The following is an 11,939-nucleotide window of genomic DNA, read 5'->3' as shown; positions in this document are numbered from 1 at the left end:
CTATGTCAAATCGTACCCAACAGATCGCTCATCTGGAAAACAGCTGGCTGACATCACGCTGGCAGGGCATTACCCGTCCTTACAGTGCCGAAGAGGTCATTAACCTGCGCGGCTCCGTCAATCCCGCCTGCACGCTGGCGGATCGCGGCGCGAGAAAGCTGTGGGCACTGCTCAACGGTGATGCGCGCAAAGGCTATATCAATAGCCTCGGTGCCCTGACCGGCGGACAGGCGGTGCAGCAGGCGAAAGCCGGCATTGAGGCGATTTATCTCTCCGGCTGGCAGGTGGCGGCCGATGCAAACCTGGCCGGGCAGATGTATCCGGACCAGTCGCTGTATCCGGTCAATTCGGTGCCGAACGTGGTGGAACGTATCAACCAAAGTTTTCAGCGCGCCGATCAAATCCAGTGGGCGAGCGGACTGTCGCCTGAAGATGACGGCTTTATCGATTACTACCTGCCGATTGTCGCCGATGCGGAAGCCGGGTTTGGTGGGGTGCTCAATGCTTTTGAGCTGATGAAAGCGATGATTCAGGCCGGTGCCGGCGCGGTGCACTTTGAAGATCAGCTGGCGGCAGTGAAGAAGTGCGGGCACATGGGCGGCAAAGTTCTGGTGCCGACGCAGGAAGCGATTCAGAAACTGGTGGCGGCGCGGCTGGCGGCCGATGTGATGGATGTGCCCACGGTGCTGATTGCGCGCACCGATGCCGACGCTGCCGATCTGATTACCTCCGATTGCGACGAGCGCGATGCGCCGTTTATTACCGGGGAACGGACCGCTGAAGGCTTCTTCCGCACCCATGCCGGTATCGAACAGGCGATAGCCCGTGGCCTGGCGTATGCGCCATATGCCGATGTGCTGTGGTGCGAAACTTCCACGCCGGATCTGGCGCTGGCGCAGCGCTTCGCCGAGGCGATTCACGCGCAGTATCCCGGCAAGCTGCTGGCTTACAACTGCTCGCCTTCGTTTAACTGGAAGAAGAATCTCGACGATCGCACCATTGCCCGCTTCCAGCAGGCGCTGAGCGAAATGGGCTACCGCTTTCAGTTCATCACCCTGGCGGGTATCCACAGCATGTGGTTCAACATGTTCGACCTCGCGCACGCTTATGCGCAGGGCGAAGGCATGCGCCACTACGTGGAAAAGGTGCAGCAGCCGGAATTTGCCGCACGCGAACGCGGCTACACCTTCTCTGCGCATCAGCAGGAAGTGGGTACCGGTTATTTTGACCGCATCACCACGGTGATTCAGGGCGGCAGCTCGTCGGTCACCGCGCTGACCGGCTCCACCGAAGCCGCACAGTTCTGATCAGCGTACTCGCGGTGCGCAGCATGGCGCACCGTTTCACTGGCTCACGCTTGCCGGAGATTGCCGATGTCACCGAGAGAATCCCTTATCGCCCACACGATTCTGCAGGGTTTTGATGCGCAGTACGGTCGCTTTCTCGACATTACCGCAGGCGCGCAGCAGCGCTTTGAACAGGCGGACTGGCAGGCGGTGCAGCAGGCGATGAAAGCGCGTATCCATTTGTACGATCATCACGTCGGGCTGGTCGCCAATCAGCTGCGTATCCTCAATGAGATGGCCGACTGGGATGACGCTTTCTGGCTGCGGGTGAAAAGCCATTATGCCACGCTGCTGCCGGGCTATCCGCGTCATGAAATTGCCGAAAGCTTTTTTAATTCTGTCTATTGTCGTTTATTGGGGCACAGCCACTTACTGCCTGAGCGGCTGTTTATCCTGCCGTCACAGCCGTACGCGCCCGCGCCGCCGGCGCAGCGACCGCTGTCACGCCTGTACCGGCCGCAGCACAGCTGGCATGAGACGCTGCGTCAGGTATTGAATGACATTCCGTTGCGGCTGACGTGGCAGGATCAGACGCGCGACATCGGCTGGATTGTGCGTCATCTGCACGAGCAGTTCAGCACGGCACAGCTGGCCCATGCCACGCTGGACGTCGCCAGCGAGCTGTTTTATCGCAACAAAACCGCCTGGATTGTGGCGCGGCTGCAGCTGAGCGCGGGCGAGATCGTACCGTTTCTGCTGCCGATCCAGCGCGATGACGCCGGCCGGTTGTGGATTGATACCTGTCTCACCGACAGCAATGACGCCAGCATCGTGTTTGGCTTCGCTCGCGCCTACTTTATGGTGTACGCACCGGTGCCCGCTGCGCTGGTGGCCTGGCTGCAGCCAATTTTGCCGGGCAAAACCCTTGCCGAGCGTTACATGGCGATTGGTTGCCAGAAACACGGTAAAACCGAATGCTATCGCGAATATTTAGATTACCTGGCGCACAGTCAGGAAGCATTCACCATCGCACCCGGCGTGCGCGGTATGGTGATGCTGGTATTTACGCTGCCCGGTTTTGATCGGGTATTTAAGGTGATTAAAGATCGCTTCGCGCCGCAAAAAGAGGTGACGGATGCGCAGGTGCGCGCCTGTTACCGGCTGGTCAAAGAGCATGACCGCGTCGGGCGCATGGCTGACACCCAGGAGTTTGAGCATTTCGCCATCCCGCGCGCGCGCATTCCGGCGGCGCTGATGGCGGAGTTTGAGCGCGAGATTCCGGAAAAAATCGAGCTGCGCGATGACGTAGTGATCATCCGCCACTTATGGCTGGAGCGTCGCATGCAGCCGCTTAACCTGTGGCTGATGCAGGCGACCCCGGAACAGCGCCAGCACGCCATTGAGGAGTACGGCGATGCGATTTGTCAGCTGGCGGCGGCCAATATCTTCCCCGGCGATATGCTGTTTAAAAACTTCGGCATGACGCGCCATGGCCGCGTGGTGTTTTACGACTATGATGAAATCCGTCCGATGACCGAGCTGGTGTTCCGCGATGTTCCGGCGGCGCGTTACGAAGAGGATGAGCTGCAGGCCGAGCCGTGGTACAGCGTCGGGCCGGATGATGTGTTTCCGGAAACCTTCCGCTACGCGCTGTGCAGTGAGCCGGCGACCGGAAAACTGCTGCAGGCGCTGCATCCGCAGTTGTTCGATCCCGGCTGGTGGCGCGCACTGCAGGCGCGGATCCGTGCCGGGCATATTGAAGAGGTGATGGCGTGGCGCGCCGGACAGCGTTTCAGCGCGCGCTACGCGTCAGTGGCCGCCTAGAGGCCGGCATAGCTCAGCGTTACCTGCTTCGCCGCGCGGATCACCAGCGCCCCGAGTTCAGTAATGCGGTCGTCGGTCATACGCGCCAGCGGGCCGGAGATGGAGATGGCGGCAAACGGTTCGCCGTGTTCATCATAAATCGGTGCCGCCACACAGCGCAGGCCGAGCGCGTGCTCCTCGTCGTCGTGCGAAAAACCCATCTTACGGATCAGCGCCAGATTCTCCTTCAGGCTATGCGGCGACATCAGGGTTTTCGGCGTGTAGTGATGTAATCCCTTCTGATGCAGCAGGGCGGTGACCTGATCATCGCTGAGGTGAGCGAGAAACGCTTTGCCGGCACCGGACGCATGCATCGGCAACTTGCCGCCAATCGGCGCTGACATGCGCATCAGCTGGGTGCACTGTACCTGGTCAATAATCACCGCCTGATAATCACTGAGATCCAGTACCGCCAGATTCACGGTTTCGCCGGCTTCTTCCATCAGCCGGCGCAGAATCGGGTGCACAATCGCCAGCAGATTGCGGCTCTGCAGAAAACTGCTGCCGACCACAAAGGCATGAGCGCCAATGGTCCATAAACCGAGGTCGCCCACCTGATGCACAAATCCCTGCTGCTGCATGGTGGTCAGCAGGCGATGAGTGGTGGAGTTGGGAAGCCCGGCCTGTTGCGCCAGCTCGGTCAGCGCCACGCTACCGTGTGATTCGGCAATCAGCTCCAGCAAACGCAGCCCGCGCGTCAGAGATTGTACCTGGCCGCCGGCAGGGGCACTGGCCGCCGGAGCCGTACGGGGTTTTTTGCCGCGTTTCGCGGGCGCAGGGGTTGCCATAACATCTCCACAGTCATTGCAGGTATGGAAACCATTTTCGTTTTTAATGGTATGAATGCAAACGCTGGCTGACTGGTCGGATCTGCTGGTCATTTTGCCGCCGGTGGCCGCAAACGGGTGACTTTTGCTCATTTGAAAGTTGTGCCAGTATGACTGGCTGGCATTTAGCCAGCGTAATGACGTGGATGGGGCAAGAGTGAGCAATAAAACCGCAACGCTACAGCAGCAGCTGGCACAACGCATCATGATTCTGGACGGTGGCATGGGCACCATGATCCAGAGTTACAAACTGGATGAGCAGGATTTTCGCGGCAGCCGCTTCGCTGACTGGTCGTGCGATGTGAAAGGCAATAATGACCTGCTGGTGCTGAGTAAGCCGGACGTCATTCGCGAAATCCACGATGCTTACCTGGCGGCTGGCGCGGATATTCTCGAAACCAACACCTTCAACGCCACCCCGATTGCCATGGCCGACTATGAAATGGCCGCGCTGTCGGCGGAGATCAACTTCGAAGCGGCGAAACTGGCGCGCGCCTGCGCCGACGCGTGGACGGCAAAAACGCCCGACCGCCCGCGCTACGTTGCTGGCGTGCTCGGCCCGACCAACCGCACCTGCTCGATCTCGCCTGACGTCAACGATCCCGCGTTTCGTAACATCACCTTCAATCAGCTGGTGGACGCCTACCGCGAATCGACCCATGCGCTGATTAGCGGCGGTGCTGACATCATCATGATCGAAACGGTGTTCGATACTCTGAATGCCAAAGCGGCGATCTATGCGGTACAGAGCGAGATGGAAGCGATGGGCGTGACGCTGCCGCTGATGATCTCCGGCACCATTACTGATGCGTCAGGCCGCACGCTCTCCGGCCAGACCACGGAAGGATTCTACAACTCACTGCGCCACGCGGAGCCGCTGTCGTTCGGCCTCAACTGCGCGCTTGGTCCGGACGAACTGCGCCAGTATGTGCAGGAGCTGTCGCGCATTGCCGAAGGCTATGTCAGCGCCCACCCCAACGCCGGTCTGCCAAATGCCTTCGGCGAATATGACCTTGATGCGGCGACGATGGCGGCGCAGATTGGCGAGTGGGCGCGCGCCGGTTTCCTCAACATTATCGGTGGCTGCTGTGGCACCACGCCGCAGCACATTGCGGCGATGGCGGCAGCGGTCGAGGGCGTGCCACCGCGGCCGCTACCGGAAATAGCCGTCGCCTGCCGTTTGTCTGGCCTCGAACCGCTCAATATTCAGGCCGATTCACTGTTCGTCAACGTGGGTGAGCGCACTAACGTGACCGGCTCGGCCAAATTTAAACGCCTGATTAAAGAAGAGAAGTACAACGAAGCGCTGGACGTGGCGCGCCAGCAGGTGGAAAACGGCGCGCAGATTATTGATATCAATATGGATGAAGGCATGCTGGACGCGGAAGCGGCCATGGTGCGCTTTCTCAACCTGATTGCCGGTGAGCCGGATATTGCGCGTGTGCCGATCATGATCGACTCCTCGAAATGGGAGGTGATCGAAAAAGGCCTGCAGTGTATTCAGGGCAAAGGCATCGTCAACTCCATCTCGATGAAAGAGGGCGTCGGGCCGTTTATTGCGCACGCGCGCAAAGTGCGGCGCTACGGTGCGGCCGTGGTGGTGATGGCGTTCGACGAAGTGGGCCAGGCGGACACCCGCGCGCGCAAAATTGAGATCTGCCGCCGCGCCTACCACATCCTCACTGAAGAGGTTGGTTTCCCGCCGGAAGACATTATTTTCGACCCCAATATCTTTGCCGTGGCTACCGGCATCGAAGAGCACAACAACTACGCGATGGATTTTATCGGTGCCTGTGAAGACATCAAACGCGAACTGCCGCATGCGATGATCTCCGGCGGCGTCTCCAACGTGTCGTTCTCGTTCCGCGGTAACGAACCGGTGCGTGAGGCGATTCACGCGGTGTTCCTCTACTACGCCATCCGCAACGGCATGGACATGGGCATCGTCAACGCCGGTCAGCTGGCGATTTATGACGATCTGCCGGCGGAGTTGCGCGATGCGGTTGAGGACGTGATCCTCAACCGGCGCGACGATGGTACCGAGCGGCTCCTGGCGCTGGCGGAAAAATATCGCGGCAGCAAGGGTGACGGCGAGCAGGACAAGCAGCAGGCCGAATGGCGCAGCTGGGACGTGGTGAAGCGGCTGGAATATTCGCTGGTGAAAGGCATCACGGAGTTTATCGAGCAGGATACCGAAGAGGCGCGCCAGGCGGCGGCACGGCCGATTGAGGTCATTGAAGGGCCGCTGATGTCCGGCATGAATGTGGTCGGCGATCTGTTTGGCGAGGGCAAAATGTTCCTGCCGCAGGTGGTGAAATCGGCGCGCGTGATGAAGCAGGCGGTGGCCTACCTCGAACCCTTTATCCAGGCGAGCAAAGAGGCGGGCCGCAGCAACGGTAAAATCGTGCTGGCGACGGTAAAAGGCGACGTGCACGACATCGGCAAAAACATTGTTGGCGTGGTGCTGCAGTGTAACAACTACGAAATCATCGACCTGGGCGTGATGGTGCCGGGCGACAAAATCCTGAAAACCGCGCGTGAGGAAAACGCCGACATCATCGGACTTTCCGGCCTGATTACCCCGTCGCTCGACGAGATGGTGAACGTGGCGAAAGAGATGGAGCGCCAGGGCTTTACGCTGCCGCTGCTGATTGGCGGGGCCACCACCTCGAAAGCGCACACGGCGGTGAAGATTGAGCAGAATTACAGCGGCCCGACGGTCTATGTGCAGAACGCCTCGCGCACCGTCGGCGTGGTCTCTTCGCTGCTGTCGCCCACGCTGAAAGAGGCGTTTGTGGCGCGCACGCGTAAGGAGTACGAAACCGTGCGGATTCAGCACGCGCGTAAAAAGCCGCGCACGCCGCCGGTCACGCTGCAGGCCGCGCGCGATAATCATTACGTCATTGACTGGCAACGTTACACGCCACCGGTGGCGCATCGTACCGGCGTCAGCGTAGTGGAGGCCAGTATCGATACGCTGCGCAACTACATTGACTGGACGCCGTTTTTTATGACCTGGTCGCTGGCCGGCAAATATCCGCGCATCCTGGAAGATGAGGTGGTGGGCGAAGAAGCCACGCGGCTGTTTGCCGATGCCAATGCGATGCTGGATAACCTCAGCGCGCAGGGTACGCTCAGGCCGCGCGGCGTGGTCGGTATTTTCCCGGCGAACCGGGTTGGCGACGACATTGAAATCTACCGTGACGAGACCCGGCGCGAGGTGCTGTGCGTCAGCCATCATTTACGTCAGCAAACGGAAAAAACCGACTTCGCCAACTACTGTCTGGCGGACTTCGTGGCACCGAAATCCAGTGGTAAAGCGGATTATCTCGGCGCGTTTGCCGTCACCGGCGGGCTGGAGGAGGATGCGCTGGCGGCGGCGTTCGACCAGCAGCACGATGATTACAACAAAATCATGGTGAAAGCGGTGGCGGATCGCCTGGCGGAGGCGTTTGCCGAATACCTGCATGAGCGCGTGCGTAAGGTGATCTGGGGCTATGCCGCCCATGAAAATCTCAGCAACGACGAGCTGATTCGCGAAAATTACCAGGGCATTCGTCCGGCGCCGGGCTATCCGGCCTGTCCGGAACACACCGAGAAGGCACAAATCTGGCAGCTGCTGGATGTGGAACATCACACCGGCATGAAGCTGACCGAATCCTTTGCCATGTGGCCCGGTGCCGCGGTGTCCGGCTGGTATTTTAGTCATCCGGAGAGTAAATATTTCGCCGTGGCGCAGATTCAGCGCGACCAGGTGGAAGATTACGCGGCGCGTAAAGGCATGAGCGTCAGCGATGTAGAACGCTGGCTGGCACCGAATTTAGGCTACGACGCGGATTGATGAATTGCCGGCGCAGAGCGCGCGCAATGAAATGCTGGCAGGCGGTCGCCATCAATGGCGACCCTACATGGTTCACGTAGGGTGCGCATTAATGCGCACCGTTAAATGGCGCGGGTTTAACCCCGCGCTGCAATTTAATTAAAACGCGCATCGCGATCGGCGGTCAGATCGTACAGCTGGTATTTGCGGCCCAGCATCTGACCGCCGTCACGCGTCAGCGGCACCCAGTTCACCTGCGCACGGCCACGGGTTGGCGTGACGGTAAACAGATCCATCGGAATCGAAATATAGAAACCTTTGGTGAAATCCCCTTCGCCATACGCTTCGGCTGACACGTTGGTTTTGGTGGCGTAGAAGCCGACCATCACGCCGCTGTCAAAGCGCTTCGACACATCCAGCGTGACCCCTTTGTCCTTCGCCAGATATTCACCGACGCTGGCTTTCACCAGCACATCCTGCATGAACCACGGACGCCAGTAAGCGGTAAGGTGCCCGGTCGGCGCCTTGTAATCGGTGAACTGCATCATGTTGTCCCAGTCACGCTGCTTCACGTAGTTCGCATCGAGACCGAAAGCCCAGTTGCTGTCCACCGGGCGATACAACAGCTCGCCGCCCACGCCGCCGTACATGGTTTCCAGATAGCCACCGTACACCTGGCCGTAAAAGCCATTGCCGAGATAGCGCATGTAGTTGGCCTGCAGATCATTCACGTAAACGTTGTTCTCCACGTAGTCGCGAATGTGGGTGCGCACGCGCGGCAGCGTCGAGTCGGCTGGCGCGCCGTTGTAGTTGAACTTGTCATAGTTGTTGGCGATGTTGCCAAACAGGCTGCCGCCAATCAGCCAGTGATCGGTCAGCCAGTAATCGACATTGCCCATTACGCCGAGCTGATACATGTAGAAGCTTTCCGGGCCGCCGACCGACTGGTTCAGCACCGGCGACAGGCTGTAGTTGAGGCGATCCTTACGGATGAAATAGCCCTGTTCGGTGGTGCCCGGATTGATCGGTTCTTCACGCGTCTGCTGCAGCGGCTGCTCGTGGCCGAGCGGATAGCCGCGCAGTTCGTTATTCAGGCTGGCCACATCGGTGCGGGTGGTGACCTGCGGCATGTTAAAGCGCGACTCGGTGACTTCAATCGTATCAATGCCAGCCGGCAGATTGTTCATGATGATGCGGTTAGCGCGGTCAACGCCTTCGCGCGTGTCGCGATATTTGGTCTGCTCACCGGAAACGTATAGCGTGCGGCCTTTGGTCTGGATGCGCGGACCATCCAGTCCGGCATTGTATTTCAGATCGGTAAGCTGATTAGCGACCACCGTCGGCTGCAGCAGATCGCCCTGCGGCTGTGGCTGATAAGCCGGTTTTGCGCTATCAAGGTGCGACTGGTGTAACGAATTAAAGTTGGTGCGCACGGTCACGCCAAACATAAAGGTATTGCCGCGCTCGTAGCTGGCGTTGATATCCGCCCAGTCGGTAAGGCGATAGATTGCGCCAACGTTGACCTTACTGCGCTGCTCCAGCCTGCCGGCAAAATCGTCCTGATAATCGTTGCCTTCATACTCCAGCTTGAGACGCAGCGGCTGCCACGGCGTCTGGTATTCGATGCCACCAAACAGTGCCGCCGGACCGTGGAACATCTGCGAGCCGTTAATGGAACCCGCCGAACCGCCGCCGGTGCGGCTGCAGAAGCTATCGCTGTAGGAGCAGAACGGGTTTTTGATGGTGCCGCTGTTGCCGAGATAGCCCCAGCCCAGCCCGAGACTGAAATCAAACGGTCCCCAGGCTTTACTCGCCACCAGATATTCACTGTCGAACAGGCCGGTACCGCCCAAATCGCGCGAACCGACCGCCACTTCCGGCAGCCAGAAGCTCTCCTGCCACAGGCGCAGCTTCAGGTCGAAGGCTTTGTCTTTATAGCTCTGGTTGCCGCTGAAGCCTTCCACCGCACTGTAGCGGCGGGTGCGTACGTCGGTATAGCGCACCGTGGTTTCCAGCCACGGGAACAGCTGCAATGACGCAGAATAGTAACGATATTGATCGTTATCGCGGAAGTTCAGGCTAAATTCGCCCTCTTTTGCCATGCGCGCGGTCGGCGTTTGCATCAGGCCCACGCCGCCAAAATCAGATTGTGAAGGACCGACCGGTTCCGGCCAGGTTTCCGCCTGCACCTGGCATGCGGCGGCGACAGAAGCAGCCAACAGGCTGAGGAGTAATTGTTTTTTCATCAGTCTGGCATCCGGTGAGTCAGAACGGAAAGCATGCGCGCATTCAAATCAGGCTGGCCCCAGGGCAGGCTCCATGTGGAAAAGCCCAGCCAGATGGTGCTGCCAGGCTCAACTTCAACATGCCGCTGATTCCAGTAAGCGATCGGCACCTGTTGCGTCTCACCTGACGGCGCAATCACCGTGGCCACGCTGCGTTCGGCACCCGATAAACGCGCATGCGGCGCGAGGTAGTCACGCACCGTGCGTCCTGGTTGCCAGCTCTCACTGCCGGGATGGCTGAGTGCGCCCATCACCCGTACCTGCGTCGGCGCTGCCACGATGTACAGGTCGTAGCTGCCCTGCAGTTTACGGTTGGCTTCCGGACGCAGCCGCACCCAGTCGGGATCGAGCGAAGTAAACTGGCGCCCGGTAACCTGCAGTGCGCTGAGCTGCTGGATTACGCTGCCGATGGTTGCGGCCAGTGAAGTACCGCTGTCGGCCTGCCAGGCGCGCAGATCCGCCAGTAGCTGAGCGTGCTGCTGCTGCGCCATGGTGGTCGCACCGCGTTCGGCAATCACCGTGCCCGGCCACCAGCTGTGCAGCGCCGGGTTCGTTACCAGTTCGCTCAGCGTGCTGGCATGATCGATCTGGAAACTGCGCTGATCGTGCGCAGGGTGTACCGTCACCTGGCTATCCGCCAGCGCGTGGCTGGCCGCCGTGAGGGCGAATGCCGCCAGCAAAGAATTGATTTTTTTCATGATTTCGCCGGCTTCAGAAGAGTGGTTGCAATCGGGAACTGGTCAGCTGCCAGCATCTGCTGCGCCTGCAGCACCGTACCGTCGCGGTTATCGATCCAGAAGGTGTTCTGCCAGCTGACGCCGGGGCTTTCCATCTCTACCGTTTCATGCCAGACGCGGCAGGGCACCCGCTCGCCGGCGAGGTTCAGCACTTCATCGTCGCCGCGCTGAAAGGTGGAGTGGGCGGTGGCGGCGCGCACGTTGCCCTGCTCGCGCCACTGCACGACGCGCGTCCACTGCGCGCCATTTTGCAGCCGCAGCGCATCGGCCAGCGGATCCTGCGCCAGGTTGCTGACGGCCTGCAGGTTGTCGCGCAGACCGAGGGTTTTCACCAGGCGGCCATGCTGCATCACCAGCATGGCTTTATCCTGGGTTACCCATTTCTGCTGGCCGTTTTCCAGGTAGCCCAGCACCACAAAGATGCGCGGACCGTTGTCGACGCGCGCATACAGGCTGGCATAGGGCAGAGTAGCGATTTGTTCATCGCTGACGGTGATATCGTCCGGACCGCTGATGGCGAGCATTACGGTCTGTTCGAGGCCTTTTTGCGTTTGTGTGCAAGCCTGCAGCAACAGGCAAAGAAGCAGCAAAGAGAGTCGGCGCACTGTGTATCCCTGTCTCAATAGAGGCAAAAAAACAAAAAATAACCACACGACTGTGTGGTTATGTTTAAAGGTGCTACATCAACGAGTGGTGCTCGTTGTGGTAGTGGTTGTTGTACCGGTATTTGCACCGTCGCCACCGCCAGCAGCGGCAACGCCGAGACCCACTAACGCACCGAGTGCGCCGATACCCACAGCGGTGGTCGCACCGGTCGAGATTGCTCCCGCCTGCGCGCCTGCTGCAGCACCGGCTTCTTCCGGTGCGGCAATCGCAGCGGAAGAAACGGCAACGTAAAGTAAGGCTGCACCGGCAACCATCAGTTTTTTCATAACAACGTTTCCTGCATCTTGATAAAACGTGAATGAAGGATATTACCCGTCATACCGTACGCTGCCGTCCGATGGCCGCTGGGCCGCATGCAGCTGGCTAACCGTGGTCAGCGCGCAATAATGTTTCCCGGGCCGCCGGGCGACAGCGGGGAAGTATTCAGGGCAGCCTTGAAGGCGCGTTCAGTATAG

8 protein-coding genes are annotated in these 11,939 nt (G+C 59.6%); 3 read left to right on the top strand and 5 right to left on the bottom strand.

Annotated features, from left to right (window positions below; genetic code table 11):
* Positions 1-2 precede the first annotated feature (2 nt).
* Positions 3-1,307, top strand: coding sequence for an isocitrate lyase (gene aceA / locus C1N60_RS18480; RefSeq protein ID WP_394521176.1), 1,305 nt, complete (start codon positions 3-5; stop codon positions 1,305-1,307).
* Between the two features lie 66 nt (positions 1,308-1,373).
* The gene (gene aceK, locus C1N60_RS18475; protein ID WP_394521175.1) at positions 1,374-3,110 is read left to right on the top strand and encodes a bifunctional isocitrate dehydrogenase kinase/phosphatase; all 1,737 of its coding nucleotides are present in this window, start codon (positions 1,374-1,376) and stop codon (positions 3,108-3,110) included.
* Here aceK and iclR read toward each other — a convergent pair.
* The gene (gene iclR, locus C1N60_RS18470) at positions 3,107-3,937 is read right to left on the bottom strand and encodes a glyoxylate bypass operon transcriptional repressor IclR (RefSeq protein ID WP_058770112.1); all 831 of its coding nucleotides are present in this window, start codon (positions 3,935-3,937) and stop codon (positions 3,107-3,109) included. The genes aceK and iclR overlap by 4 nt on opposite strands.
* 244 nt (positions 3,938-4,181) lie before the next feature.
* On the opposite strand from iclR, the gene metH reads away from it, so the two are divergent.
* Positions 4,182-7,817 carry a methionine synthase gene (metH, locus tag C1N60_RS18465; RefSeq protein ID WP_394521766.1) on the top strand — a complete coding sequence of 1,212 codons (3,636 nt, stop codon included), beginning with the start codon at positions 4,182-4,184 and terminating at the stop codon, positions 7,815-7,817.
* Between the two features lie 134 nt (positions 7,818-7,951).
* On the opposite strand, the gene C1N60_RS18460 is transcribed toward metH, so the two are convergent.
* From C1N60_RS18460 to yjbE, 4 genes are all read right to left on the bottom strand, one after another.
* The gene (locus C1N60_RS18460; RefSeq protein ID WP_394521174.1) at positions 7,952-10,042 is read right to left on the bottom strand and encodes a YjbH domain-containing protein; all 2,091 of its coding nucleotides are present in this window, start codon (positions 10,040-10,042) and stop codon (positions 7,952-7,954) included.
* On the bottom strand, positions 10,042-10,779 hold the full coding sequence (locus C1N60_RS18455; protein ID WP_394521173.1) for a capsule biosynthesis GfcC family protein: 738 nt from the start codon (positions 10,777-10,779) through the stop codon (positions 10,042-10,044). The genes C1N60_RS18460 and C1N60_RS18455 overlap by 1 nt, the downstream gene beginning before the upstream one ends.
* The gene (locus C1N60_RS18450; protein ID WP_394521172.1) at positions 10,776-11,423 is read right to left on the bottom strand and encodes a YjbF family lipoprotein; all 648 of its coding nucleotides are present in this window, start codon (positions 11,421-11,423) and stop codon (positions 10,776-10,778) included. The genes C1N60_RS18455 and C1N60_RS18450 overlap by 4 nt, the downstream gene beginning before the upstream one ends.
* A gap of 78 nt (positions 11,424-11,501) precedes the next feature.
* Positions 11,502-11,750: an exopolysaccharide production protein YjbE gene (gene yjbE / locus C1N60_RS18445; RefSeq protein ID WP_021508031.1), complete on the bottom strand. Its 249-nt coding sequence runs from the start codon at positions 11,748-11,750 to the stop codon at positions 11,502-11,504.
* Positions 11,751-11,939 lie beyond the last annotated feature (189 nt).

It is taken from the genome of Pantoea sp. SGAir0184, from assembly GCF_043544755.1.
The sequence above is the reverse complement of the archived record's forward strand: the minus strand, read 5'-3'. Positions and strand labels throughout refer to the sequence as shown.